General features: G+C 64.0%; 27 protein-coding genes. 6 read left to right on the top strand and 21 right to left on the bottom strand.

The annotated features are described in order from the left end of the window. Window positions 1-62 precede the first annotated feature (62 nt). The 3 genes from E5221_RS26080 (at window position 63) to E5221_RS26070 (ending at window position 2,628) form a co-directional block, all read left to right on the top strand. Entirely contained in the window at window positions 63-860 is a 798-nt protein-coding gene (locus tag E5221_RS26080) for a transporter substrate-binding domain-containing protein (RefSeq protein ID WP_024087841.1), read from the top strand. 78 nt (window positions 861-938) lie between these two features. Then, window positions 939-1,901 carry an amino acid ABC transporter permease gene (locus E5221_RS26075; RefSeq protein WP_247846660.1) on the top strand — a complete coding sequence of 321 codons (963 nt, stop codon included), beginning with the start codon at window positions 939-941 and terminating at the stop codon, window positions 1,899-1,901. Next, entirely contained in the window at window positions 1,894-2,628 is a 735-nt protein-coding gene (locus E5221_RS26070) for an amino acid ABC transporter ATP-binding protein (RefSeq protein WP_013974550.1), read from the top strand. Before E5221_RS26075 ends, E5221_RS26070 begins: the two co-directional genes overlap by 8 nt. A gap of 138 nt (window positions 2,629-2,766) precedes the next feature. Here E5221_RS26070 and E5221_RS26065 read toward each other — a convergent pair whose 3' ends face one another. The 11 genes from E5221_RS26065 to ubiE all read right to left on the bottom strand — a co-directional run bounded on the left by E5221_RS26065 (window position 2,767) and on the right by ubiE (window position 13,117). After that, window positions 2,767-4,710: a methyl-accepting chemotaxis protein gene (locus E5221_RS26065; RefSeq protein ID WP_015272096.1), complete on the bottom strand. Its 1,944-nt coding sequence runs from the start codon at window positions 4,708-4,710 to the stop codon at window positions 2,767-2,769. Window positions 4,711-4,973: 263 nt separating this feature from the next. Next, complete coding sequence (locus tag E5221_RS26060; RefSeq protein ID WP_247846659.1) at window positions 4,974-6,890, bottom strand: methyl-accepting chemotaxis protein; 1,917 nt, start codon at window positions 6,888-6,890, stop codon at window positions 4,974-4,976. Window positions 6,891-6,990: 100 nt separating this feature from the next. Then, window positions 6,991-7,698 carry a 16S rRNA (uracil(1498)-N(3))-methyltransferase gene (locus E5221_RS26055; RefSeq protein ID WP_247846658.1) on the bottom strand — a complete coding sequence of 236 codons (708 nt, stop codon included), beginning with the start codon at window positions 7,696-7,698 and terminating at the stop codon, window positions 6,991-6,993. Further along, a complete protein-coding gene (gene tatC, locus E5221_RS26050; protein WP_013974546.1) occupies window positions 7,695-8,483 on the bottom strand; it encodes a twin-arginine translocase subunit TatC in 789 nt (262 codons plus the stop codon). Before tatC ends, E5221_RS26055 begins: the two co-directional genes overlap by 4 nt. Further along, complete coding sequence (gene tatB / locus E5221_RS26045; protein WP_003259854.1) at window positions 8,480-8,857, bottom strand: Sec-independent protein translocase protein TatB; 378 nt, start codon at window positions 8,855-8,857, stop codon at window positions 8,480-8,482. The genes tatC and tatB overlap by 4 nt, the downstream gene beginning before the upstream one ends. 3 nt (window positions 8,858-8,860) lie before the next feature. Further along, window positions 8,861-9,133, bottom strand: coding sequence for a twin-arginine translocase TatA/TatE family subunit (locus tag E5221_RS26040; protein WP_003259853.1), 273 nt, complete (start codon window positions 9,131-9,133; stop codon window positions 8,861-8,863). A gap of 172 nt (window positions 9,134-9,305) precedes the next feature. Continuing rightward, complete coding sequence (locus E5221_RS26035; RefSeq protein WP_013974545.1) at window positions 9,306-9,641, bottom strand: phosphoribosyl-ATP diphosphatase; 336 nt, start codon at window positions 9,639-9,641, stop codon at window positions 9,306-9,308. Window position 9,642: 1 nt separating this feature from the next. After that, window positions 9,643-10,035 carry a phosphoribosyl-AMP cyclohydrolase gene (hisI, locus tag E5221_RS26030; RefSeq protein ID WP_013974544.1) on the bottom strand — a complete coding sequence of 131 codons (393 nt, stop codon included), beginning with the start codon at window positions 10,033-10,035 and terminating at the stop codon, window positions 9,643-9,645. A 72-nt stretch (window positions 10,036-10,107) separates the two neighbouring features. Then, window positions 10,108-11,727 carry a ubiquinone biosynthesis regulatory protein kinase UbiB gene (gene ubiB, locus E5221_RS26025; RefSeq protein WP_061550445.1) on the bottom strand — a complete coding sequence of 540 codons (1,620 nt, stop codon included), beginning with the start codon at window positions 11,725-11,727 and terminating at the stop codon, window positions 10,108-10,110. Continuing rightward, window positions 11,724-12,347 carry an SCP2 sterol-binding domain-containing protein gene (locus E5221_RS26020; RefSeq protein ID WP_003259850.1) on the bottom strand — a complete coding sequence of 208 codons (624 nt, stop codon included), beginning with the start codon at window positions 12,345-12,347 and terminating at the stop codon, window positions 11,724-11,726. Before E5221_RS26020 ends, ubiB begins: the two co-directional genes overlap by 4 nt. Then, window positions 12,347-13,117, bottom strand: coding sequence for a bifunctional demethylmenaquinone methyltransferase/2-methoxy-6-polyprenyl-1,4-benzoquinol methylase UbiE (ubiE, locus tag E5221_RS26015; RefSeq protein WP_013974541.1), 771 nt, complete (start codon window positions 13,115-13,117; stop codon window positions 12,347-12,349). Before ubiE ends, E5221_RS26020 begins: the two co-directional genes overlap by 1 nt. A gap of 124 nt (window positions 13,118-13,241) precedes the next feature. On the opposite strand from ubiE, the gene E5221_RS26010 reads away from it, so the two are divergent. The 3 genes from E5221_RS26010 (at window position 13,242) to E5221_RS26000 (ending at window position 14,844) form a co-directional block, all read left to right on the top strand. Next, window positions 13,242-13,517 (top strand): polyhydroxyalkanoic acid system family protein, encoded by a 276-nt coding sequence (locus E5221_RS26010; RefSeq protein WP_015272091.1) that lies wholly within the window; start codon window positions 13,242-13,244, stop codon window positions 13,515-13,517. A gap of 123 nt (window positions 13,518-13,640) precedes the next feature. Next, complete coding sequence (locus tag E5221_RS26005; protein ID WP_061550444.1) at window positions 13,641-14,060, top strand: phasin family protein; 420 nt, start codon at window positions 13,641-13,643, stop codon at window positions 14,058-14,060. Between the two features lie 10 nt (window positions 14,061-14,070). Next, window positions 14,071-14,844, top strand: coding sequence for a phasin family protein (locus E5221_RS26000; protein WP_247846657.1), 774 nt, complete (start codon window positions 14,071-14,073; stop codon window positions 14,842-14,844). A gap of 130 nt (window positions 14,845-14,974) precedes the next feature. Here the strand turns inward: E5221_RS26000 and E5221_RS25995 are convergent, their stop codons facing one another. From E5221_RS25995 to pyrR, 10 genes are all read right to left on the bottom strand, one after another. Next, window positions 14,975-15,589 carry a TetR/AcrR family transcriptional regulator gene (locus tag E5221_RS25995; RefSeq protein WP_025340913.1) on the bottom strand — a complete coding sequence of 205 codons (615 nt, stop codon included), beginning with the start codon at window positions 15,587-15,589 and terminating at the stop codon, window positions 14,975-14,977. Between the two features lie 13 nt (window positions 15,590-15,602). Further along, window positions 15,603-17,285: a class II poly(R)-hydroxyalkanoic acid synthase gene (gene phaC / locus E5221_RS25990; protein ID WP_247846656.1), complete on the bottom strand. Its 1,683-nt coding sequence runs from the start codon at window positions 17,283-17,285 to the stop codon at window positions 15,603-15,605. Between the two features lie 168 nt (window positions 17,286-17,453). Beyond that, window positions 17,454-18,305 carry a poly(3-hydroxyalkanoate) depolymerase gene (gene phaZ, locus E5221_RS25985; RefSeq protein ID WP_015272086.1) on the bottom strand — a complete coding sequence of 284 codons (852 nt, stop codon included), beginning with the start codon at window positions 18,303-18,305 and terminating at the stop codon, window positions 17,454-17,456. Window positions 18,306-18,367: 62 nt separating this feature from the next. Continuing rightward, on the bottom strand, window positions 18,368-20,047 hold the full coding sequence (gene phaC / locus E5221_RS25980) for a class II poly(R)-hydroxyalkanoic acid synthase (RefSeq protein WP_247846655.1): 1,680 nt from the start codon (window positions 20,045-20,047) through the stop codon (window positions 18,368-18,370). Between the two features lie 270 nt (window positions 20,048-20,317). Beyond that, window positions 20,318-20,695 carry a DUF971 domain-containing protein gene (locus tag E5221_RS25975; RefSeq protein ID WP_003249306.1) on the bottom strand — a complete coding sequence of 126 codons (378 nt, stop codon included), beginning with the start codon at window positions 20,693-20,695 and terminating at the stop codon, window positions 20,318-20,320. Window positions 20,696-20,866: 171 nt separating this feature from the next. Beyond that, window positions 20,867-22,210, bottom strand: coding sequence for an ATP-dependent protease ATPase subunit HslU (gene hslU / locus E5221_RS25970; protein WP_015272084.1), 1,344 nt, complete (start codon window positions 22,208-22,210; stop codon window positions 20,867-20,869). 76 nt (window positions 22,211-22,286) lie between these two features. Continuing rightward, the gene (hslV, locus tag E5221_RS25965; RefSeq protein ID WP_003249309.1) at window positions 22,287-22,817 is read right to left on the bottom strand and encodes an ATP-dependent protease subunit HslV; all 531 of its coding nucleotides are present in this window, start codon (window positions 22,815-22,817) and stop codon (window positions 22,287-22,289) included. Between the two features lie 257 nt (window positions 22,818-23,074). Continuing rightward, the gene (locus E5221_RS25960) at window positions 23,075-24,346 is read right to left on the bottom strand and encodes a dihydroorotase (RefSeq protein WP_247846654.1); all 1,272 of its coding nucleotides are present in this window, start codon (window positions 24,344-24,346) and stop codon (window positions 23,075-23,077) included. Further along, on the bottom strand, window positions 24,343-25,347 hold the full coding sequence (locus E5221_RS25955) for an aspartate carbamoyltransferase catalytic subunit (RefSeq protein ID WP_003257774.1): 1,005 nt from the start codon (window positions 25,345-25,347) through the stop codon (window positions 24,343-24,345). The genes E5221_RS25960 and E5221_RS25955 overlap by 4 nt, the downstream gene beginning before the upstream one ends. A 12-nt stretch (window positions 25,348-25,359) precedes the next feature. Beyond that, window positions 25,360-25,878: a bifunctional pyr operon transcriptional regulator/uracil phosphoribosyltransferase PyrR gene (gene pyrR / locus E5221_RS25950; RefSeq protein WP_003257772.1), complete on the bottom strand. Its 519-nt coding sequence runs from the start codon at window positions 25,876-25,878 to the stop codon at window positions 25,360-25,362. Between the last annotated feature and the right edge of the window lie 23 nt (window positions 25,879-25,901).

Here is a 25,901-nt window from a genome sequence, read left to right as displayed (position 1 = left end):
GGCTACGACGGCCATGCCAACAATAAGATTCGCTACTTTTCTTGCTAGGGGACTTGGTGATGATCAAGAAATACCTTTCGCGACTGCTGGTCGGTGTCACCGCCCTGGTCGCCGTGACGGCCGCCCAGGCGGGCGCGATCGATGACGCGGTCAAGCGCGGCACCCTGCGGGTGGGCATGGACCCGACCTACATGCCGTTCCAGATGACCAACAAGCGTGGCGAGATCATCGGCTTCGAAGTCGATATCCTCAAGGCAATGGCCAAGTCCATGGGCGTCAAGTTCGAGCCGGTATCCACGGCCTATGACGGCATCATCCCGGCCCTGCTGACCGACAAGTTCGACATGATCGGCAGCGGCATGACCCTGACCCAGGAACGCAACCTGCGCCTGAACTTCAGCGAACCCTTCATCGTGGTCGGCCAGACCCTGCTGATCCGCAAGGAACTGGCGGGCGAGATCAAGTCGTACAAGGACCTGAACAACGAGAAGTACCGCATCACCTCCAAGCTCGGCACCACCGGCGAAATGGTTTCCAAGAAGCTGATCGCCAAGGCCAAGTACCACGGCTACGACAACGAGCAGGAAGCGGTGATGGACGTGGTCAACGGCAAGGCTGACGCCTTCGTCTACGACGCGCCGTACAACGTGGTGGCAGTGGACAAGGCCGGTGCCGGCAAGCTGCTGTTCCTCGAAGAACCCTTCACCTACGAGCCGCTGGCCTTCGGCCTGAAGAAAGGCGACTACGACAGCATCAACTTCATCAACAACTTCCTGCACCAGATCAAGCATGACGGGACCTACGATCGTATTCACGACAAGTGGTTCAAGAACAAGGACTGGCTGAAGGAAATGGAATAAGGCCCAGGCCACAAGCCGGCTTTATGACCCCGACGCGCAGGCAAACCCTGCGCGTTCGTATTTACGGAAGTACCCCACGTGATCAAACACAAGAAAGCCCAGTGGCCCTGGCACGGTTTGACTGCCCTGGTCCTGGTGGGCCTGGCGTTCAGCCTGTACATGGCCACCTCGATGATTTCCTACGAGTGGCGCTGGAACCGCGTACCGCAGTACTTCGCCTACAAGGCCGAGGAAGCACAGCGCGCCGCCGGTTACGGCACCGTGCAGGACATCGTCATCTCTGGCGACAATGCCCGTGTCACGCTGAAAGATGAGAGCGGTGCCGAGCAGGTGCTCGATGTAGACAAGGACAGCCTGCAGCTGGCCCGTGGCGACGATGTTTCCGAAGGCGACCAGGTTGGCGTCACCCGCCACTGGGCGGCCGGCCCGCTGGCCTGGGGCCTGTGGACCACGCTTTGGATTTCGGTGGTATCCGGTGCCCTGGGCCTGTTGATCGGCCTGTTCGCCGGCCTTTGCCGCCTGTCCAGCAACCCTACGCTGCGGGACCTGTCGACGGTGTACGTCGAGCTGGTGCGCGGTACACCGCTGCTGGTACAGATCTTCATCTTCTACTTCTTCATCGGTACCGTGCTCAACCTGTCCCGTGAGTTTGCCGGGGTGGCTGCACTGGCGCTGTTCACTGGCGCCTACGTGGCCGAAATCGTTCGTGCCGGCGTGCAGTCCATTGCCAAGGGCCAGAACGAAGCGGCCCGCTCGCTGGGCCTGAACGCAGGCCAGTCGATGCGCCACGTCATCCTGCCGCAGGCCTTCAAGCGCGTGCTGCCGCCTTTGGCCGGCCAGTTCATCAGCCTGGTCAAGGACACCTCGCTGGTGTCGGTGATCGCCATCACCGAACTGACCAAGAGCGGCCGCGAGGCCATTACCACCTCGTTCTCGACCTTCGAGATCTGGTTCTGCGTGGCAGGCCTGTACCTGCTGATCAACCTGCCGCTGTCGCACCTGGCCAGCCGGCTCGAGCGGAGGCTTGCGCAAAGTGATTGAAGTCCGTGACTTGCTGAAAGTCTTCGACACCCGTGGCCACGTGGTACGGGCTGTGGATAACGTCACCACCCAGGTCGCCAAGGGCGAGGTGGTGGTGGTGCTCGGCCCGTCGGGCTCGGGCAAATCGACCTTCCTGCGCTGCCTCAACGGCCTGGAGCATTTCGACGAAGGCCATGTGGCCATCGACGGCCTGCAACTGGCCGACCCGAAGACCGACATCAACGCCTACCGCCGCGAAGTCGGCATGGTGTTCCAGCACTTCAACCTGTTCCCGCACATGACCGTGTTGGAGAACCTGTGCCTGGCACAGAAGGTGGTGCGCAAGCGCAACAAGGCCGACCGCGAAGCCAAGGCCCGGGCGCTGCTGGAGAAGGTAGGCATTGCGCAGAAAGCCAACGAATACCCGTCGCGCCTGTCCGGTGGCCAGCAGCAGCGGGTGGCGATCGCCCGGGCCCTGGCCATGGACCCGAAAGTGATGCTGTTCGACGAGCCAACCTCGGCGCTTGACCCGGAAATGGTCGGCGAGGTGCTGGACGTGATGAAGACCTTGGCCCAGGAAGGCATGACCATGGTCTGCGTTACCCACGAAATGGGCTTTGCCCGTGAAGTGGCGGACCGCGTGCTGTTCTTCGACCATGGCAAGTTGCTGGAAGATTCGGCCCCGGCCGCGTTCTTCGCCTCGCCGAAAGACCCGCGTGCGCAGGCGTTCCTGCGCCAGGTGCTTTAACCGAAGGGGGGCGCTTTGCGCCCCAATCGCCGGCAAGCCGGCTCCCACAGGAGTGCCACAGGTACTGAGAACTGTACGGTCCCTGTGGGAGCAAGCTGGCTTGCCGGCGAATGGGCCGCAAAGCAGCCCCCCGCAATCTCAAATGCTGAACCGCCCCACCATCCCCCGCAACTGCTGCCCCAATTGCTCCAGTTCCCCGCTCGACGCCGCCGTCTGCTCACTGGCCGCACTGGTCTGATCCGACACATCGCGCACATTCAGCACACTGCGATTGATCTGCTCGGCGACCACGCTCTGCTCTTCGCTGGCCGTGGCGATCTGCTGGTTCATGCCCTGGATGTTCGACACGGTGTCAGTTATCTGGCTCAGGGCCTGGCCTGCCTTGCGACTCAGCTCCACGCTCTGCTCGGTCAGGCTCTTGCTGTTGTCCAGCAGGCGGGTCACTTCGTCGGTGCCGTTGTGCAGGCTGTCGATCAGTTGGCCGATTTCCTCGGTCGCCGTCGAGGTACGCTGGGCCAGACCGCGCACTTCATCGGCCACCACGGCAAAACCACGCCCGGCTTCACCCGCCCGTGCCGCTTCGATCGCCGCGTTCAGGGCCAGCAGGTTGGTCTGCTCGGACACTGACTTGATCACATCGAGGATGCTGCCAATGCGCTGGCTCTCGCCCGCCAGGTGCTGCATGGCCGCCAGACAATGGTCCATCTGCCCGGCCAGCTGTTCGATACGGCCAATGGCTTCGGCCACCACCTGGTCGCCGATCTGCGCCTGCTGGTCGGCGTTGGTCGCCGCCAGCGAGGCCTGTTCAGCGTTCTGCGCCACTTCCTGCACGGTGGCGCTCATCTGGTTCATGGCCGTGGCCACCTGGTCGGTTTCCTCGCGTTGCTGGTTGATGCGCAGCTTGGTGTCTTCGCTGCTGGCCGCCAGCTGTGTGGCGGCCTGTGACAGGTGGCTGACGCCCTGGTCGATGCCACCGATCAGCTCGCGCAGGCTCAAGGTCATTTCGCGCATGCTGGTTTGCAACTGGCCCATCTCGTCGCGGCGTTGCACCGGTTCGACCTGGCTCAGGTCGCCCTTGGCGATGCGCCCGGCCACGGCCAGGGTCTGGCGCAAAGGTTGGGTGATCTGCAGGGTGATCAGCCAGCCGGCCACGACGCCTACGACCAACGCCAGCAGGGCTACAGTGGTCAGCAGCGAGCGGGCCTCAAGGGCTTCCCTGTCGCGCTGCTCGATCTTGCGTTTGCCAAGTTCCAGGCTTACCGCGCGCAGCTCGTTGCCCATGTTCTCCATGTTGTTTTGCAGCTGTTCGACACGCACCGCAGCCCGACGATACTCATCCAGGCTGGCGCGGTACTTGGCCAGCTGTTCTCCGGGCTGCTGGGTGAGCGCATGGGGCAAGCCAAGTGGAGCAAGGCCTTTGAGCAGTTGCGCAAGGCTGCTGGCGGCGGCATCCAGGGAGGTGTCGCCGACCTTGGCGAAGCTTTCCACAGGGGAGAAGGTATAGGCCGGAATCAGGCTCTGCTGGTTGGCACCGTCGATATGTCGGCCAAGCGTGTCCATCAGCCCCAGCACACCGCTTTGCTGGCTGTCGGCAGGCATCCTCAGCAAGGCCTGGGTCTGGAGATCGTCGATTACTTCGGTGAGCTTCTGCTCATGGGCCTGCATGGCCTGGCGCAGGGCGATACGCTTGGCGACAGTATTCTCCAGCGCGCTGAAATCGCCGCGCAGGCGCTGCAGCAACGCCAGCTTTTCGGTCAGCATCTGCCGGGATTCATCCACGCTGCTACGTTGTTGCAAGGTGCTCAGCATGCTGTTGAGCTGGTCGAGAATGTTGGCTATCCGCGTTCTGCTGGCATTGTCGTTGAGTACGCGGTAAGTGATGCGCTCTGCGCGCAAGTCTTTGGTCAGGTCGTTGATCAGGCCGATTTCGCTGAGTTGCTGCGAGCGCACAATGGCGTCATCCAGTGCACGCCAGCCACTGACGGTAGTGGCCAGGGTAAGCAGCAGGACTACGGCAAAGCCGAGGGCGAGCTTGGCTGCGACACTGATGTTGCCGAGCTTGCGGTTGAGGTAGCCGAGCATGAGGAATCTCCGTGCGATTGGGGGCGAGGATGCAGGCGCATTGCTGGCATCACACCTTTGCCAATCGGCAGCGGAGCTGTAGGACTTGACCTGATAATCAGGTAGGAAATTTCACTTCAACAGGTAGGAATACTCCACCTGCGCCGGCCTCTTCGCGGGTAAACCCGCTCCCACAGGTACTGCACAGATTTTGAGAACTGTGCGGTACCTGTGGGAGCGGGTTTACCCGCGAAGAGGCCAGTACAGGTGACCTACACATCAGCCTAGAGCCTGAACCGCCCCACCAACCCTTGCAGGTGGGTACCCAACCGCGCCAGCTCCACGCTGGAACTGGCCGTCTCTTCACTGGCCGCCGAGGTCTGGTCAGAAATATCCCGCACGTTCATCACGCTGCGGTTGATCTCCTCAGCAACAGCCGTCTGTTCTTCCGCTGCCGTGGCAATCTGCTGGTTCATGGCCTGGATCGAAGACACGGTACGGGTGATGATCTCCAGCGAACTGCCGGCTCGGCGGGTCAGTTCGACGCTGCTGTCGGTCAACTGGCGGCTGCTGTCCATCACGCTGGCCACACGCTGGGTGCCGCTCTGCAGGCCGGCAATCAGCTCTTCGATCTCTTCGGTCGATTGCTGGGTGCGCTGCGCCAGGCTGCGCACCTCATCAGCCACCACAGCAAAGCCACGCCCGGCCTCGCCGGCCCGGGCCGCCTCGATCGCCGCGTTGAGGGCCAGCAGGTTGGTCTGCTGGGCCACCGACTTGATCACGTCGAGCACGCTGCCGATCTTGTCGCTTTCGGCCTTGAGCTGGTTCATCGCTTCGCTGGAATTGACCACTTCGCCGGCCAGGCGCTCGATCTGCGCCACCGCCTCGCCCACCACACGGTCGCCTTCGCGGGCTTGCTGGTCGGCCATCAACGCAGCTTCCGAGGCCTGCTCGGCATTGCGCGCCACCTCATGCACGGTGGCGGTCATCTGGTTCATGGCGGTTGCCACCTGATCGGTCTCGACCTTCTGGTTGTTGACTCCGGCACTGGTCTGCTCGGTCACCGCCGACAGCTCCTCGGCAGCACTGGCGATCTGCGTGACGCCATCACCGATACCGCTGATCAGTTCGCGCAGGCCCTGGGTCATGCGCTGCATGCTGGCCTGCAACTGGCCCAGTTCGTCGCGGCGTTGTACCTGCAGGTTCAGGGTCAGGTCGCCACTGGCCACGCGCTCGGCGGCGTGCAAGGTCTGGCGCAGCGGGACGATGATTTGCCGGGTGATGGCCCAGGCCGCCAGCAGGCCGAGGGCCAGCGCCAGCACGGTGGCCACGGCGAGCACGGTCTTGGCCTGGGCCGCCCCGGCGTCGCGCACAGCGGTTTGTGAGGTGGTCATCGCCTGGCTGGTCTGCAGCAGTACCGTGCCGTGCTCGACCATGCTCTGCAGGGCCTGCTCACTGGCGGCCTGGGCATTGCCGAACTGGGTGACCGCGTCGCGGTAGCCTGCCAGGGCGGTGGTGGCATCGTCCAGGCTGGCAGCGTGCTCCGCCGGCACTTTGGCCGGTAGCGCGCGTAGCTCGGCCAAGGCCTGGTCGATGGCCTTCAGCGCCGTTTGCTGGTAGTCGGCGTTGCCGCTGTAGGTGTAACCGCGTACCTGGAACCGCGCCTGTTGCAACAGGGCGCTGACTTCCACCGCGTGCTGGTACTGGCTGATATCGCCACCCTGCAGCAGGCCGCGTTGCACCCGGCCAATCAGCTCCGCGGCCTTGTCGGCAGTGTCGCCTAGCACGGCGCGGCTGGCCTCGCGGCGCTGGCCGGCCTGTTTCAGGTCGTTGAATGCCTGCTGGTAGCCGCGCACGGCCTCGCGCTGCTGCTCAAGGCGCTGTCTGTCAGCGGGCTGCTCGATCTGCCCGAGCATAAGCTGCACCTGGCGCTCGAGATTGCCCAGGGCTTTTTCCAGCTCTGCCACCGAGGCTTCGTCAGGCTGGCGCTGGTAATGCTGGCGGGCGATGCGCAGTTCCTGGGTGTACTGCTGGATGACCGAGATGTTTCCCAGCTTGTCGCCACGGTTGATGATGCTGTCCATGCCGTGCCAGCCAGCCAGGGTAATGGCCAGGGTCAACAGCAGCACCAGGCCGAAGCCCAGCCCCAGTTTGCGATTGACGCTCACATTGCCCAATGATTGGGCGAACCATTGATACATGTACGACTCCCCGGCGCCTTGGCAGCACGATTAATTGTTGTGTTGCCAAGACAATCGGCCTGGGGAAGGGAAACTTTATGGGTAAAAATTGACTAGAGTGTCAGAAAATCCGTGAAAGCAGCGCTGTCACCGCGGTCTCTACCCGCAGGATGCGGTCGCCCAGCTGGACCGGAGCCAGGCCTGCCTTGCCTAGCAGGTCCACTTCGTAGGGGATCCAGCCGCCCTCCGGGCCGATGGCCAGGGTCACGTGCTGCTCCACGGCGCGCGGGCAGGCGGGGTAGGGGCCGGGGTGGCCGACCAAGCCCAGGGTGCCTGCGGTGATGGCCGGCAGGCGGTCTTCGACGAACGGTTTGAAGCGCTTCTCGATGATCACTTCGGGCAGCACGGTGTCGCGGGCTTGTTCCAGGCCCAGGATGAGGTTCTCGCGAACGCTGTCCGGGTGCAGGAACGGTGTTTGCCAGAAGCTTTTCTCGACCTTGTAGCTGTTCAGCAGGATCAATCGCGGCACGCCAAGGGTGGCCACGGTCTGGAAAAGCCGGCGCAGCATTTTTGGCCGAGGTACGGCCAGCACCAGGGTCAGCGGCAGCTTGGCCGGTGGCTGCTGGTCAAAGGCGACTTCCAGTTCGGCTTCGTGCTTTTCCAGGCGCAGCACCGTGGCCTTGCCCATCAGGCCGTTGATACGGCCAACGCGCAGGTTGTCGCCCACCGCCACACGGTGGATATCCTGCATGTGGGTGAAGCGCCGATCTGCGAGGACGACGCGGTCGGCCGAGACGAAGTCGGCCTCTTCAAGGAGCAACAGGTTCACGGTTGGGTCGCTGGTGGCTGGTCGTTGTGGTCGTTGGCGGTTTCGTCGTGGGCGCTGCGCTTGCGGATCAGGCTGCCGCACAGCACGCCGATCTCGAACAGCAGCCACATGGGTACGGCCAGCAGGGTCTGGGAGAAGATGTCCGGCGGGGTAAGGACCATGCCGACCACAAAGCAGCCGATGATCACGTAGGGGCGAATCTTCTTCAGGTACTTCACGTCGACCACGCCGATCCATACCAGCAGCACCACCGCCACCGGGATTTCGAAGGCCACGCCAAAGGCGAAGAACAGCGTCATCACGAAGTCGAGGTAGCTGGCGATGTCGGTCATCATCGACACGCCTTCCGGCGTGGCGCTGGCGAAGAAGCCGAAGATCAGCGGGAACACCAGGAAATAGGCGAAGGCCATGCCGGCGTAGAACAGGAAGATGCTCGACACCAGCAGCGGAATGGCAATGCGCTTTTCATGGCGGTACAGCCCGGGTGCGATGAAGCCCCAGATCTGCTGGAGGATGAACGGAATCGCCAGGAACAGCGAGACGATCATGGTCAGCTTGAACGGCGTGAGGAACGGCGATGCCACGTCGGTGGCGATCATCGTCGCATTGGCCGGCAAGTGCTCGCGCAGCGGTGCGGAGACCAGGGTGTAGATCTGCTGGGCGAAGGAGAACAGCCCGGCAAAGATCAGGAAAATGACGGCAACGCAGCGCAACAGGCGGGTGCGCAGTTCGGTCAGGTGCGAAACCAGCGGCATTGGCTGGTCGTGTTCCGGATTTTCGCTCATGGGGCTCGCGGCGGTTGAGGCGGTTCAGAAGGCGTGGCCGGGGCGGCAGCGGTCTCGACCGGCCTGGCTTCGAGCCCGGCGGGGGGCTGAACGGTGGCGGTGGTGACAGGCGGCTGCGCCGGCGGCGTCATCGGGTTGAGGATGCGCTTGGCTTCCTCCTCCATCTGCAGGATGTGCTCGTTGTGCAGCTGGCGGCGGATTTCGTCGGCGCCGATTTCGCGCTCCACTTCCATCTTGATGCTGTTGAAACTGCGCTTGAGCCGGCCGATCCACAGGCCTGCGGTGCGCGCGGCACCGGGCAGGCGCTCGGGGCCGAGCACCAGCAGGGCGACCAGACCGACGAGCAGCAGCTCGCTGAAACTGATGCCGAACATGGGTCAGTCTTTCCGCTGCGGCTCTTGGACCGGCTGGGCCTGGCCTTCGATGGTGTGGCCCTGGTTCTGCTGGGCAGTGTTCTGCACCGGTGGAACGGGTTGGGCAGGCGGCGGGGTCTGCTCGGCCGGCTTGTTCTCTTCGTCGCTCATGGCCTTGCGGAAGCCCTTGATCGACTCACCCAGGTCACTGCCGAAGTTCTTCAGCTTCTTGGTACCGAACACCAGGACCACGACCACCAGCAGGACGATCCAGTGTTTCCAGTCAAAGATACCCATTTCGTACTCCTGAAATTTACAGGTAAAGCGAATTGTTCTGGCAACGCGGCCCCTGTGGGAGCGGGTTCAACCGCGAACACCGGCTTTGCCGGTGCCATACACCGCGTCGCATTCTTCGCGGGTGAACCCGCTCCCACAAAAAAGAGAGGGGGCCCCGCGCACTTGAATTACATCAGGCAGACGGCTGTCGAGCCGCCTTCTCATCATGCCCGGAAAGCCCGAAGCGGCGTTCCAGCTCATCGAGCACGGCCTGCGGATGCTGGCCCAGCGCGCTGAGCATTACCAGGCTATGAAACCACAGGTCGGCGGTTTCGTAGATGACATCGCTGTAATCCTTGCTGACCGCGGCGTCCTTGGCGGCAATGATCGTCTCGACCGACTCTTCGCCGAGCTTTTCGAGGATCTTGTTCAGGCCCTTGTGGTACAGGCTGGCCACGTAGGAGCTGTCGGGCGCCGCTTGCTTGCGTTCTTCAAGCACTTCGGCCAGGCGGTTCAGGGTGTCGCTCATGTCAGTGTCCTGCGCTGTAGATGGCATCCGGGTCTTTCAGGACCGGGTCGACGGTTTTCCACTGGCCGTCTTCGAAGACGCGGTAGAAGCAGCTTTCACGGCCGGTATGGCAGGCGATATGACCCAATTGCTCGACCATCAGGATGATCACGTCGGCATCGCAGTCCAGGCGCATTTCATGCAGCTTCTGCACATGCCCGGATTCCTCGCCCTTGCGCCACAGCTTGCCACGCGAACGCGACCAGTAGATGGCGCGTTGCTCGGCGGCGGTCAGGGCCAGCGATTCGCGGTTCATCCAGGCCATCATCAGCACGCGTCCGGTCTTGTGGTCCTGGGCGATCGCCGGTACCAGGCCCTCGCTGTTCCACTTGATCTCGTCCAGCCAGTCTTTCATCGTCGACTCCAAAGCGGGCCCGCTCCTGTGCCGGGCCCTTTGCGCTAGTGTGCCAGCCATGGGCGCGGCTGGCTATTGGCGCACGATCAGGTAAAGGCCGGCGGCCAGCATCAGCCAGGCCGGCCAGGCGGCAGGGGCGGCCAGGCTGGCGGCCGCGGCGGCACCAGCGGCCAGTACCGCGCCCCCGCCAAGAAGGCCGGCGCCGAGCAGGCGCAGCGCCCAGCGGTCGCCGTGGCGGCGCCGCTCCGGCAGTTGCGGATCGTGCAGGTGCGGTTGCGACAGGCGCTCGAGCAGGTCGCGGGCCATGTCGGCCAGGTGCGGCAGTTGCTCGACCTGGCTGTGGATGTTGCCGAGCACGGCCTTGGGGCTCATGCGGTCGCGCATCCAGCGCTCGAGGAACGGCTTGGCGGTGCTCCACAGGTCCAGGTCTGGGTACAACTGGCGGCCCAGGCCTTCGATGTTGAGCAGGGTTTTCTGCAGCAATACCAGCTGCGGCTGCACTTCCATGTTGAAGCGCCTGGCGGTCTGGAACAGGCGCATCAGCACCTGGCCGAAGGAAATATCCTTTAACGGTTTTTCGAAGATCGGCTCGCACACGGTGCGGATCGCCGCTTCGAACTCGTTGACCTTGGTGTGCGCCGGCACCCAGCCCGAGTCGATGTGCAACTGGGCGACGCGGCGGTAGTCACGCTTGAAGAAAGCGATCAGGTTGCGCGCCAGGTAGTCCTGGTCCTCGGCGGTCAGGCTGCCGACGATGCCGCAGTCGATGGCAATGTACTGCGGGCTCCATGGTTTGACCGTGCTGACGAAAATGTTGCCCGGGTGCATGTCGGCATGGAAGAAGCTGTCGCGGAACACCTGGGTGAAGAACACCTCCACACCCCGTTCGGCCAGCAGCTTCATGTCGGTGCGCTGGTCGGCCAAGGTGGCCATGTCGGTCACCGGCACGCCGTAGATGCGCTCCATCACCAGCACCTTGGGGCGGCACAGGTCCCAGTACACCTGGGGCACGTACATCAGCTCGGAGCCTTCGAAATTGCGCCGCAACTGGCTGGCGTTGGCCGCTTCGCGCAGCAGGTCGAGCTCGTCGTAGATGGTTTTTTCGTAGTCGCCGACGATTTCCACCGGGTGCAGGCGGCGGGCGTCGGCCGAAGCGCGCTCGGCGGCCTTGGCGATCAGGAACAGCCAGGCCAGGTCCTGGGCGATCACCGGCTTCAGGCCCGGGCGCACCACCTTGACCACTACTTCCTCGCCACTTTTCAGGCGCGCAGCATGCACCTGGGCCACCGAGGCGGAGGCCAGTGGTTCGACGTCGAAGCGGCTGAACAGTTGCGTTACCGGGGCGCCCAGCTGCGCCTCGATCAGTGCCACGGCCTGCTTGGGGTCGAACGGCGGCACGCGGTCCTGCAGCAGCATCAGTTCATCGGCTATGTCGTTGGGCAGCAGGTCACGGCGGGTGGACAACAACTGGCCGAACTTGATGAAGATCGGCCCCAGGTCCTGCAGGGCCAGGCGCAGGCGCGCGCCTCGGTTGAGCTCGGACGGCTTGCGCGGCAGCCAGCGCCACGGCATCAGCAGTCGCAGGCTCATCAGCCACCAGGGCAGCGGCAGGTCGAACAGCAGGTCATCGAGACGGTAGCGGATCACCACACGCTGGATGCGAAAAAGACGGCGGACGGCGAGCAGCTTCATGCGTTATCGCTGGTATCAAGGGATCGGGAGAGGCGCTTGAGGCGCGCCTCGAGGCGTTCTGTATCGAGCTTCAGGGTGTCGAGCTCGCTGAAGGCGGCTTCGGCTTCGCGCTTGCCGACCAGGGTGCGGGACTCTTCGGCCAGGTACTCGGAAAGGTTCTGGCTGAAGCGCGCCAGGCCCTGGCGGGTCCAGCGTGCGCGCAGGCGGATGTGGCCGGCCAGCAGCGCCGTGGCGACCGGGCCAAGCCAGCGTTGCAGTTCGTGTTCCCAGTCCAGCTCCAGGTCCTGCAGCACACCGAACAGGTCGAGCAACACGGCGCTGTCGCCATGCAGTTCGACTTGCGGGCTGTGCAGCACGGCGGTCTTGTCCCTGGCCAGGGCCAGTTGCGCCAGGCTGCCGGCCGGGGCTCGCAGGCTGCAGTCGACCTCGCCTTGCCAGTGGGCGGCGAGCATCAGGCCCTCTTCATCGGGCAGGATGAACACCTGCAAGGCTGGCTGGCGGCAGTCGATCTCGATGACCTTGCCCTCCAGCGCGGCCAGCCGCGGCAGGGCCGTGCTGTCCATGCGCAGGACGCGGTTCAGGCCATGTTCGGCGCTGGCGAGCAGCCCGGCCAGCAGCATCAGGGCTTGATCCCCCGATGCACGGCAACGATGCCGCTGGTCATGTTGTGATAGGTGACCCGGTCGAAACCGGCCTCGACCATCATGGCCTTCAGGGTTTCCTGATCGGGGTGCATGCGGATCGACTCGGCGAGGTAACGGTAGCTCTCCGAGTCGTTGGTGATCAGCTTGCCGGCCAGCGGCATGAAGGCGAACGAGTAGGCGTCGTAGGCCTTGGACATCAGCTTGTTGGTCGGCTTGGAGAACTCCAGCACCAGCAGGCGACCGCCTGGCTTGAGCACGCGCAGCATCGAGCGGATGGCTTCGTCCTTGTGGGTGACGTTGCGCAGGCCGAAGGCGATGGTCACGCAGTCGAAGTGGTTGTCCGGGAATGGCAGCTTCTCGGCGTCGGCCTGAACGAACTCGATGTTGCCGGCCACGCCACGGTCGAGCAGGCGGTCACGGCCGACCTTGAGCATCGATTCGTTGATGTCGGCCAGCACTACCTGACCGGTCGGGCCAACCAGCCGCGAGAACTTGGCGGCCAAGTCGCCGGTACCGCCGGCGATGTCCAGTACACGATTGCCGGCGCGTACGCCCGACAGCTCGATGGTGAAGCGCTTCCACAGGCGGTGCATGCCGCCGGAAAGCACGTCGTTCATCAGGTCGTACTTGGCTGCTACCGAGTGGAACACCTCGGCGACTTTCTTCGCCTTCTGGCTTTCAGGGACGTCCTGGTAACCGAAATGGGTGGTGGGTTCGGCGTGGTCGCCTTTGCGCTGGTCGTTCATATCGCTTCACCGGAAAAAATTACCGCCATTCTAGGGCGAACGGGCAGATTTGTCTTGGCGGGGTGTGCCAGTGGGCAGGGGCGGGCATAATGCTCATTATGTCTTCATCTTCAGGAACACCCGCATGACCCAGATCAGCGTCGAACGCAAACATTCCCTCGGCCGCGATGCCGCCCGTGCCAAGGCTGAAGCGCTGGTCGACAAACTGACCCGCGAATACGACCTCAAGGCCACCTGGAACGGCGACAGGGTCGACGTGGCGCGCAGCGGTGCCAACGGCAGCGTGCACATCTTCGATGACCGCATCCGCGTCGAATTGAAGCTGGGCATGATGCTGTCGATGATGAGCGGCACCATCAAGGGCGAGATCGAGCGGGCGCTGGACAAAGCCCTGGCCTGACCCCTTCCCGGGGCCATGCTCGTTCACCTTAGGGTGAAGATTCTAATTTCCCTCTCTACCTTGTGCTCAAGCCCAACCTCCATGGGCGGTTTCTCCTCCACTCATGAGCATGAGGTACAGAGCATGGCCAAAGTGACTGTGAAGAAAAAGGACGACGCCCCGGGCACGCTGGGCGAGGTGCGCGGCTACGCGCGCAAGATCTGGCTGGCGGGCATCGGCGCCTATGCGCGTGTGGGCCAGGAAGGCTCCGACTACTTCAATGAGCTGGTCAAGGCCGGCGAAGGCGTCGAGAAGCGTGGCAAGAAGCGCATCGACAAGGAGCTCGATGCTGCCAACAACCAGCTCGACGAAGCGACTCAGGAAGTCAGTCGCGTACGCGGCAAGGTCGAAGTTCAACTGGACAAGATCGAAAAAGCTTTCGACGCGCGGGTAGGTCGCGCCTTGAATCGCCTTGGCATTCCGTCTAAACATGACGTTGAGGCGTTGTCCATCAAGCTTGAACAGCTGCACGAGCTGCTCGAGCGCGTCGCGCACAAACCATAAGGAGAGCAGGATGGCTGGCAAGAAGAATTCCGAGAAAGAAGGCAGCTCCTGGGTCGGCGGGATCGAGAAGTACTCCCGCAAGATCTGGCTGGCGGGGCTTGGTATCTATTCGAAGATCGACCAGGACGGCCCGAAGCTGTTCGACTCGCTGGTGAAGGATGGCGAGAAGGCCGAGAAGCAGGCGAAGAAGACCGCCGAAGATGTTGCTGAAACTGCCAAGTCGTCGACCACTTCGCGTGTGTCGGGCGTGAAGGACCGTGCGCTGGGCAAGTGGAGCGAACTCGAAGAGGCCTTCGACAAGCGCCTGAACAGCGCCATCTCGCGCCTCGGCGTGCCGAGCCGCAACGAGATCAAGGCCCTGCACCAGCAGGTGGACAGCCTGACCAAGCAGATCGAGAAACTCACCGGCGCTTCGGTTACCCCGATTTCGTCGCGCACTGCAGCCAAACCGGCTGCGAGCAAGGCGGCGGCCAAGCCACTGGCCAAGACGGCAGCGGCCAAGCCTGCGGCGAAAACCGCGGCGGCCAAGCCGGCGGCCAAGGCCGCAGCGGCTAAACCTGCTGCCAAGACTGCGGCGGCCAAGCCTGCGGCGAAACCGGCAGCGGCCAAGCCGGCTGTGGCGAAGAAGCCTGCAGTGAAGAAAGCACCGGCCAAGCCAGCAGCCGCCAAGCCGGCAGCTCCAGCGGCCAGCGCCGCTCCGGCCGCTAGCGCAGCTCCTGCACCAACCGCGGCTCCGGCGAGCAATCCGCCTTCGGCACCGACAGGCACCGGTACCCTGATCTGATACCGCGTCGCCTTCTTCGCGGGTAAACCCGCTCCCACAGGTGCTGCGCCGCTTGTAAGCTCTGCACCGTACCTGTGGGAGCGGGTTCACCCGCGAATGCGTCGGCTGCTGCAATACATTCCTGTCAGGCTTACCCCTCCAGATACCTCACCGCCAACTGCTCCGCCGCCCCCCGCGCCTGGGCCTGCAGATGCGGCGCCACCAGCATCATCACCTGGTACACCACAATCCCCACATCCCCCTCGCGCCCCAGTACCCGCTGGTAATCCAGCGAGAACATCAGTGTCAGGGTGATCTGCTCCACCAGTTGTCCCAGCGCCTGGGTCTCGCTCTCTACCAGCCCCTGGCCCTTGAGGCTGGCCAGCAACGCTGCCAGTGTGCGCTTGAGTGCGTTGATCAGGCTGCGCATGCCGCGGGCCAGTTTGGGCAGGCGCCCGGTCAGGTTCGACAGGTCCTGGAACAGGAAGCGGTACTGCGCCATGCGTTCGACGATCAGGTGCAGGAACAGCCAGTAATCCTCGGCATCCAGGCGTACCTCCAGCGGCGGGTCGAGCAGGGGCATCAGCGCTTCTTCAAAGCGCTCGAACAGCCCCAGCACCAACGGCTCCTTGCCGTGGAAGTGGTAGTAGAGGTTGCCGGGGCTGATGCCCAGTTCGTTGGCAATTTCCAAGGTGGATACGTTCGGTTCGCCTTGCTGGTTGAACAGCTGCAGGGCGCATTCCAGGATACGGTCGCGAGTCTTCATCCAATTGGCATGCTCATCGAGTCAGCACGTAGGTGCCCGGCGCGGGGCCCAGCGGTGGGTAGGTGGCATTGCCCAATTCGCTGCGTGGTGCCTTGAGCGGGCCGGAGCGCGGGGTGATCCACTCCAGCCACAACGGCCACCAGCTGCCTTCGCTGCGCTTGGCGTCGTGGAACCAGGCACGGGGGTCGCTGGACAGCTTGGGGTTGGCCAGGTAATAGGCCTTGGGGTTGCCGGGCGGGTTGATGATGCTCTGGATGTGCCCGCTGTTGGCCAGCACGAAGCGACGGTCGCCGCCCAGCAGCAAGGCCGAGCGGTACACCGCATCCCACGGGGTGATGTGGTCGTTGCTGCCGGCCACGGTGAAACTGTCCAGATCGACCTTCTGCAGGTCGATGGGGGTGCCGCATACCTCCAGGCCGGCTGGGTGAGTCAGCGGGTTGAGCTTGAAGAAGTCCAGCAGGTCGCCATGCAGCGCGGCGGGCAGGCGCGTGCTGTCGGCGTTCCAGTACAGGATGTCGAAAGCTGGTGGTGTCTTGCCGAGCAGGTAGTTGTTGACCCAGTAGTTCCAGATCAGGTCGTTGGGCCGCATCCAGGCGAAGATCCGCGCCACCTCGGCGCCATCCAGCACGCCGCGTTGGTAGGAGCGGCGCTTGGCGGCTTCAATGGTCTGCTCGTCGGCGAACAGGCTGGCGGGGCTTTCGAACTTGCTGTCCAGAAGGCTGACCAGGTAGGTGGCGCTGCGCACCCGACGCAGCTGGTGCTTGGCCTGCAGGTGACCCTGCAGCGCGGCCATGGTCAGGCCGCCGGCGCAGGCACCCATCAGGTTGGGGTCGCGGTTGCCGCTGATGCTGCGGCAAGCGTTGAGCGCTTCTTCCAGGGCCTGCACGTAGCTCGACAGGCCCCATTCGCGGTGTCGCGGGTCGGGGTTGCGCCAGCTCACCATGAACACCTGCAGGCCGCTCTTGAGCATGTACTGGACGAAGCTGTTGGTCGAGCTGAGGTCGAAGATGTAGAACTTGTTGATCTGTGGCGGCACTACCAGCAGTGGCCGGGCGTGCTGCTTTTCGCTCATCGGCTTGTACTGGATCAGCTCCAGCAGCTCGTTGCGAAACACCACGGCGCCGGCGGTTGCAGCCAGGTTGCCGCCCACTTCGAAGGCGCGCTCGTCGACCTGGCGTGGCAGGCCATCGTTGTGGCGCAGGTCATCGAGCATGTGGGCCACGCCGCGTACCAGGCTCTGGCCACCGCTGTTGAACAGTTCCTTGACCGCCAGCGGGTTGAGCAGCGAGTTGCTCGGCGCCAGTGCATCGTTGATCAGGTTGAACAGGAAGTGCGCACGGGCCCGGTCATCGTCGTCCAGGTGGCTTTCCTCGATCCACAGGCGGGTCTGCTTCTGCCAGGCCAGGTAGGCTTGCAGGCCGCGCCGGTAGAACGGGTTCTGGCTCCATGTCGGGTCGCTGAAGCGCGGATCGCGCGGGTTCGGCTGAAACGGTGTGTCACCCAGCATCACCCTGCCCAGCTGACCACCCAGGGCCAACAGGTGATGCGCGGTGTGCAGCGGGTGACGCAGGCTTTGGCGGCTGACATTGCGCAGCGTGGAAATCAGGTCACGGCCGCGCAGGCCGAGGATGGCGTTCTGCACGTTCATGCTGGTGGCGGGAAGCGTTGTCGTTCCTTTGGCCGTTTTGTCTTTCATGGCAACACTCCCTCGTCCTGACCTGGTGCCTCATGACTAAACATATTCACTGATTTAGCAGGGGCTCTGTGGGAGCGGGTTCACCCGCGAACACCGGCGAAGCCGGTGCCATACACCGAGTTGGATTCTTCGCGGGTGAACCCGCTCCCACAGGGTCCCAAATCGCCTTCACACACCCGAAACCGGGCGAGGGTGCATGACAGCGCGCTGACGCTCTTGCTGAAGGAACTTCATGATGATCGGGGCGACGGCCTCGGCCCGGGTGATCAGGAACAGATGGCCGTCGTCGATAATGTGTAGCTGGGCATTGGGAATTCGCCAGGCCAGCAGGCGCATGTTGATCAGCGGGATCAACGGGTCGTCGTCGCCTGCCAGCACCAGGGTCGGCTGCTGGATCTTGTGCAGCCAATGGATGCTGGTCCAGCCAAGCCCGGCGAACAGCTGCCAGTAGTAGCCCATCTTGCCGCCGGATCGCACCTTGGCGGCGTGCTGCATGGCCAGGTCCGGGTCACGCCGGAAGCCGCCGCCATAGATCGTCGGCGCAATGCGGATGACATGCGACGGCTGCACGTAGCGCCGCGGGCTGGCCATCATCCACAGCACCTTGGGCTTACCCGGCACCATCACCGCACCGGCGGCAGTGGCGGCCAGCACCAGCTTCTTGCAGCGCTCGGGGTAGTCGTGGGCGAACTGCTGGGCCAGGGCGCCGCCCCACGACACACCGATGACATTGACCTGGCCGTAGTCGAGGTAGTCGAGCATGCGTGCCGTCAGCTTGGCCAACCCGGGGAAGCGGTAAGGGTGGCGCGGCGTGGACGAGCCGCCGACCCCGGGCACGTCAAAGGCGATGACTTCCAGGTCCGGGTCCAGCGCCTCGATGAACGGAAACACCAGCTCCAGGTTGGCGCCGATGCCGTTGAAGATCAGCAGCGGCGTCAGATGCGACTTGCCCGGGCGGACGGCGGTGCGGATGGACTGGTTGTCCAGCTCGACGGTCCTGAAGATATAGGGTTGCGGCATGCGCGTGACTCATGGGGTGAAATGAACACCGTGGCGCCCCGCAGGGGCCACGGCGCTGCAGCTCAACGCTCGTGAACGTAGGTGCCCGGGGATGCCTCGCCAGCGGCATAGGCACGGTTGCCCAGACGGGTCGGTGCCTTTTTCAGCTCGCCGGCACGTTCGCCCAGCCAGCTTTGCCAGTGCAGCCACCAGGAGTCCGCATGCTTGGTAGCGTTTTCTTGCCAGGCCACCGGGTCACCTGGGCGATCGGCACCGGTCATGAAGCGCGCCTTGGGGTTGCCTGGCGGGTTGAGGATGCTCTGGATATGGCCGCTGTTGGACAGCACGAATTCGATCTTGCCGCCGAACAGGTGCGCCGAGCGGTAGCACGACTGCCAAGGGGTAATGTGGTCATTGGTGCCGGCGAGGCTGTAGATGTCGCATTTGACCTGTTTCAGATCGATCGGAGTGCCGCACACTTCCAGGGCGTCCGGGCGCGTCAGCGGGTTGCTCTTGAACATCTCGATCAGGTCGCCATGGAAGGCGGCCGGGAGGCGCGTGGTGTCGTTGTTCCAGAACAGGATGTCGAACACCGGCGGCTCGTTGCCGAGCAGGTAGTTGTTGACCCAGTAGTTCCAGATCAGGTCGTTGGGGCGCATCCAGGCGAACACCTTGGCCATCTCGCTGCCTTCGAGCACGCCGGCCTGGTAGGAGTGGCGCTTGGCGGCCTCCAGGGTCTGCTCGTCGACGAACAGGGCGACCTGGTTGTCCATGGTGGTGTCCAGCACGCTGACCAGCAGGGTCAGGGCATTGACCTTGTTCTCGCCGAGCGCGGCATAGTGGCCGACCAATGCCGTGCAGGTGATGCCGCCGGAGCAGGCACCGAGCATGTTCAAGTCCTTGCTGCCGGTTATCGCCAGCACCGCGTCGACCGCCTCCTTGAGCGCATCGATATAGGTGGACAGGCCCCATTCGCGCTGGGCTTTGGTCGGGTTGCGCCAGCTGATGCTGAAGGTCTGCTGCTGTGAGCGCAGGCAGTAGCGCGCCAGGCTCTTTTCCGGGCTCAGGTCGAATACGTAGAACTTGTTGATTTGCGGCGGCACCACCAGTAGCGGGCGGGCATGCACCTGCTCGGTGATGGGGCTGTACTGGATCAGCTCCAGCACATCGTTGCGGTACACCACGGCGCCTTCACTGGTGCCCAGGTTCTTGCCCACCTCGAAGGCGTCCATGTTCACCTGGCTGGGCATGCCGCCGTTGTTGACCAGGTCCTTGGCCAGGTTGGACAGGCCATCGAGCAGGCTCTTGCCGCCTGTTTCGAAAAAGCGTTTGACCGCTGCCGGGTTGGACAGGGTGTTGGTCGGCGCCATGGCTTCGGTCATCAGGTTGATGACGAACTGGCCACGGCTGATGTCTTGGGGCGAAAGGTCACTGCTGCCGATCCAGTCCTGCAGCTCCTTGCGCCAGGCCAGATAGGTTTGCAGGTAGCGGCGGTAAAGTGGGTTGTTGCTCCATGCCGGGTCATTGAAGCGACGGTCGTCGCTTTCCGGGGCAAGGCTGGACTTGCCCAGCAGCACGTTCTTCAGCTCCAGGCCAAAGTGGGCCACATGCTTGGCGCTGTGCAGCGGTTGGCGCACGGCCTGGCGCAGCACGGTGCGTGCCGAGCTCAACAGGTCCTTGCGACGGATACCGATGACCGGGTTCAGCCCCAGGGTGTTTTCCGAGGCCTGCCGCTGCAGCTCATCGTTGTTCTTGTTACTCATCTACGACGCTCCGTTGTCCTGAGACGAGTACCGGTTGCTGTGGCGGGTGCACAGTTCTGAGCCCGGTACTGCTACTCGGGTGACCAGTGATAAGGAACAGCGGTGCTGCGAGGGTTCTGGCTACCTGCAATTTGATGCAGGGAACTTGCCACCCCCCCATTGGTTACCCGACTTTCATGTAATGCGCAAGACAGCCCGTCACTGGGCTGTCTGTAAGGTATTCAAACAAATGAATTTAGAAAATGCGCTCTAAATCCTGAAGGCCTTGCGCTAGAGCATGAGTTTGACCACCGACTCGGCGGGGTCGCGGGATTTCCCGGCCTTGTGCAGTTCGTCGAGGTACTCGGCCCACAGCTGTTCCTGGCGCAGGCACAGTTGCTCGAGGTACTCCCAGGTGAACAGGCCGCTGTCATGGCCGTCGTCGAAGGTCAGTTTCAGTGCGTATTGCCCGGCAGGTTCCAGCCCGCTGAGGCCGACGTTGATCTTGCCGAACTGCAGGATGGGGTTGCCGTGGCCCTGGACCTCGGCGGAGGGGGAGTGCACGCGCAGGAATTCGGCGGGCAGGTGGTAGACCTCGCCGGGGGCGTAGGTGAGGCTGAGGGTTTTCGAGGCTTTGTGCAGGTTGATGGCGGTGGGCAGGCGGGCCATGGGCGGAATCTCTCGGGAGCTGATGGTGCACAGCTTCAGGAGATTCGGGGGATTGTGCAAGGGGGCTGCTTTGCAGCCCATCGCGACACAAGGCCGCTCCGACAGGAGATCGCGTTCCCTTGTAGGAGCGGCCTTGCGTCGCGATGGGCCGCAAGGCGGCCCCCTGCGGTCTTACAGGATGTAACGCGACAGGTCTTCGTTCTGCGCCAGCTCACCCAGGTGGCTGTTCACATACGCCGCGTCGATCTGGATCGGCGCTTCGTCATGGGTGCTGGCCAGGTCGCCAGCGCTGAACGACACCTCTTCGAGCAAACGCTCGAGCAGGGTGTGCAGGCGGCGGGCACCGATGTTCTCGGTCTTCTCGTTCACCTGGTAGGCAATCTCGGCCAGGCGCTTGATACCGTCGGCGAGGAACTCGATATTCAGGCCTTCGGTCTTGAGCAGGGCCTGGTACTGTTCGGTCAGCGACGCGTGCGGCTCCTGCAGGATGCGCTCGAAGTCTTCCGGGGTCAGGGCCTTGAGTTCCACGCGGATCGGCAGGCGGCCTTGCAGTTCGGGCACCAGGTCGCTCGGCTTGCTCAGGTGGAACGCACCCGAGGCAATGAACAGGATGTGGTCGGTCTTGACCATGCCCAGCTTGGTGTTGACGGTGCAGCCTTCGATCAGCGGCAGCAGGTCGCGCTGCACGCCTTCACGGGACACGTCGGCGCCGCCAACATTGCCGCGCTTGGCAACCTTGTCGATTTCGTCGATGAACACGATGCCGTGCTGCTCGACAGCTTCCAGGGCCTTGGCCTTGAGTTCTTCCTCGTTGACCAGGCGGCTCGCTTCTTCATCGCGAACCATCTTCAGCGCCTCTTTAACCTTCAGCTTGCGCGCCTTGCGCTTGCCTTTGCCCATGTTGGCGAACAGGCTCTGCAGCTGGTTGGTCATTTCTTCCATGCCGGGCGGCGCGGCAATTTCGACGCCCACGGCATCGGCCACTTCGATCTCGATTTCCTTGTCGTCCAGCTGGCCTTCGCGCAGGCGTTTGCGGAACAGCTGGCGGGTGTTGGAATCGGTGCTGGTCTGCGCGGCTTCTTCGGCGAAGCTGCTGACCCGCGCCTGCGGCAGCAGGGCGTCGAGGATGCGGTCTTCGGCGGCGTCTTCGGCGCGGTGGCGCACGCGGATGATCTCTTGCTCACGCAGCATCTTCAGCGCGGCATCGGCCAGGTCGCGGATGATCGACTCGACGTCGCGGCCCACGTAGCCCACTTCGGTGAACTTGGTGGCTTCGACCTTGAGGAACGGCGCGTTGGCCAGCTTGGCCAGGCGGCGGGCGATTTCGGTCTTGCCGACGCCGGTTGGGCCGATCATCAGGATGTTCTTCGGGGTCACTTCGGCGCGCAGCTCGGCGGGGAGCTGCATGCGCCGCCAGCGGTTGCGCAGGGCGATTGCCACGGCGCGCTTGGCGTCGTCCTGGCCGATGATGTGGCGGTTGAGTTCGTGGACGATCTCGCGGGGGGTCATGGACATGATCAATAGGGTCCTCGGGCAGAATGATTCAGCGTGGAAAAGCCCCATCACCGGGATGGAGCGCCAGAACAGCTGATCAGTCGGCCAGGTCCTGCTCCTCGATGGTCAGGTTGTGGTTGGTGAACACGCAGATGTCGCCGGCGATGTTCAGGGCGGTCTCGGCGATTTCACGGGCCGAGAGGTCAGTCTTGTTCAGCAGGGCGCGTGCTGCGGCCTGGGCGTAGGCACCGCCGGAACCCATGGCGATCAGACCGTCTTCGGGTTCGACCACATCGCCGTTGCCGGTGATGATCAGGGAAGCGTCCTTGTTGGCCACGGCCAGCATGGCCTCCAGGCGGCTCAGGGAACGGTCGGTACGCCATTCCTTGGCCAGCTCGACGGCGGCGCGGACCAGGTGGCCCTGATGTTTTTCAAGCTGGCCTTCAAAGCGCTCGAACAGGGTGAACGCATCGGCGGTGGCGCCGGCGAAGCCCGCGATGACCTGGCCGTGGTACAGGCGGCGCACCTTCTTGGCGTTGCCTTTCATCACGGTGTTGCCGAGGGATACCTGGCCGTCGCCGCCCATGACGACTTTGCCGTTACGGCGGACAGAAACGATGGTGGTCAAGGGGAGAGTCTCCACGCAGCGGGGCGAAAGTGCCTGATGCAGACTCATATGGGGGTGGGGGGAAGGATTTCAACCGTGGGGGATGAATGGTCGGCTCGGTCTCTTAACCGTACTCGGTCGATGTAGGAGCGGCCTTGTGTCGCGAAAGGGCTGCAATGCAGCCCCAGGATCTCGGCATCATGCAAGATTAGCTGGGGCCGCTTTGCGGCCCGATCGCGACACAAGGCCGCTCCTACACAAAGCGAGTGTGCGCTTTGTCAGGCCTCGTGGCAGACATGCCCATCGACCAAGGTATAACGCACCGCACCCGGCAGGCAGTGGCCGATGAACGGGCAGTTCTCACCGCGGGAGAACCAATGCTCGCCGGCCACGGTCGAGGCTTGCGGGTCGAACAGCACCAGGTCGGCCGCGCCTCCCACTTTCAGCTCGCCAGCCGGCAGGCGCAGGGCTGCCGCCGGGCCGCTGCTCAGGCGGGCTAGCAAGGTTGGTAGGTCGAGCAGGCCGTCCTGCACCAGGGTCATGGCCAGCGGCAACAGCAGTTCGACACTGCTGATGCCCGGCTCGGTGGCGCCGAACGGGGCCAGCTTGGCGTCGCGCTCGTGTGGCTGGTGATGGCTGGAGATCGCCTGGATCACGCCCGACTTCACCGCCGCACGCAGGCCGTCACGGTCGGCGGCGGTGCGCAGCGGTGGCTGCACGTGGTACAGACTGGAGAACTCACGCAGCGACTCGTCGGTAAGGATCAGTTGGTACAGCGCCACATCGGCGGTCACCGGCAGGCCAAGCTGCTGGGCCTGCTCGATCAGCCGCGCGCCACGGGCGCTGGTGATCTGGGTGAAGTGAGCACGCACGCCGGTCTGTTCCACCAGCAGCAGATTGCGCGCCAGGGCCACGGTCTCGGCGGTTTCCGGAATGCCCGGCAGGCCGAGGAAGCTGGCCATGGCACCTTCGTGAGCCAGGCCGCCTTGGGCCAGGTCGCGGTCCTGGGAATGGAACACCACGGTCAGGTCGAAGGTGGCGGCGTATTCCAGGGCGCGGGCCAGGGTACGGTTGTTGGGGATTTCCTTCAGGCCATTGCCGAAGGCCACGCAGCCGGTGTCGCGCAGTGCCACCAGCTCGGCCAGTTGCTCGCCTTCCAGGCCCTTGGTCAGGGCGCCGATCGGGTAGACCTTGCTGTTGGCGGCCTCGCGGGCGCGGTCAAGGATAAGCTCGGCCACGGCCGAGGTGTCCAGCACCGGCTTGGTCTGCGGCGGGCAGCACAGGCTGGTGACACCGCCGGCGACGGCGGCGCGGGTTTCACTGGCGATGTTGCCTTTGCGGCTGTAGCCCGGCTCGCGCAGGGACACGCCGAGGTCGACCAGGCCGGGTGCGGCGACCAGGCCATCAGCCTGGATCGTGCGGCTGGCGCTGAAGCCGGCCGGGGCTGCACCGATGGCGGCAATGCGGCCGCCGTCCAGGTGCAGGTCGGTGACCTGGTCCAGGCCGCTGTTCGGGTCGATGACCCGGGCGCCGAGAATACTGATGGTCACTGGGCGTTCTCCTGGTCGAATTGACGTTGCGCGTTCTGCCCGCTCATGGCCATGGAAAGCACGGCCATGCGCACGGCGATGCCGTAGGTGACCTGGTTGAGGATCACCGAGTGCTTGCCGTCGGCCACCGCCGACTCGATTTCCACGCCACGGTTGATCGGGCCCGGGTGCATGACGATGGCGTCGGGCTTGGCGCCGGCCAGGCGCGCGGTGGTCAGGCCGAACAGGCGGTAGAACTCGCCTTCGCTGGGCAGCAGGCCGCCGGCCATGCGCTCACGCTGCAGGCGCAGCATGATCACCACGTCGACGTCCTTCAGGCCTTCGGCGAGGTCCGTGTAGACCTTCACGCCGTACTGCTCGATACCGATCGGGATCAGGGTTTTCGGGCCGATCACGCGGATGTCCGGGCAGCCCAGCGCTTTGAGCGCCAGCATGTCGGAGCGGGCCACGCGCGAGTGCAGGATGTCGCCGACGATGGCCACCGACAGGTTCTCGAAGCTGCCCTTGTGGCGGCGGATGGTGAGCATGTCGAGCATGCCCTGGGTCGGGTGCGCGTGGCGGCCGTCACCGCCGTTGATCACGGCAACTTCCGGGCACACATGCTCGGCGATGAAGTGCGCAGCCCCGGAGTCGGAGTGGCGCACCACGAACATGTCGGCGGCCATGGCTTCGAGGTTGCGCAGGGTATCGAACAGGGTTTCGCCCTTGCTGGTCGAGGAGGTCGACACGTTCAGGCTGATCACGTCGGCCGACAGGCGTTGGGCCGCCAGTTCGAACGTGGTACGGGTTCGGGTGGAGTTCTCGAAGAACACGTTGCACACAGTCTTGCCGCGCAGCAACGGGACTTTCTTCACGGCCCGGGCACCGACTTCCAGGAAGGAGTCGGCGGTGTCGAGGATCTCGGTGAGCAGTTCGCGGGGCAAACCGTCGAGCGAGAGGAAGTGGCGCAGCTGGCCCTGATCATTGAGCTGCAGCGGGCGCTTGGCGTCGATTGGCGTCATCGCGGGGGACTCTTAAAGGGCGGAAGCGGAGGCGAGGTCCTGGCGCTCGAGGGCGAGCGGTGCGGGTCCGGTCAATTTTACCCGTTCATGGGGGGGCAGCGACAGGGTGGCGCCGAGTACATTCGGGCGGATTGGCAGTTCGCCGGCATCCAGGTCCAGCAAGCAGACCAGGGTGACGCTGGCCGGGCGGCCATAATCGAACAGTTCGTTGAGCGCGGCGCGTACCGTGCGGCCGCTCATCAGCACGTCATCCACCAGCACCAGGTGCTGGCCCTCGACCTCGAACGGCAGCTCGGACGGGCGCACTTGCGGGTGCAGGCCGTTCTGGCTGAAGTCGTCGCGATAGAACGAGACGTCCAGAGTGCCCATGGGGCTGGTGTCGCCCATGGCTTCCTGCAGGGCCTGGGCAACCCAGACGCCGCCGGTGCGGATGCCGATGTAGCGCGGTTCGTTAATTGCCCGGCGCGCCAGGTGGGCACGAAGGTCGACAGCCATCTGCCGAATCAGGTCGGCGGGATTGGGTAGGCTCATTGCGGGCTCCTCGGAAGGGTGCG

This window comes from Pseudomonas sp. A2 (genome assembly GCF_023100865.1).
GTDB lineage: Bacteria > Pseudomonadota > Gammaproteobacteria > Pseudomonadales > Pseudomonadaceae > Aquipseudomonas > Aquipseudomonas asiatica.
Note: the sequence above shows the minus strand (reverse complement) of the source record. Positions and strands in the feature narration are given on the sequence as shown.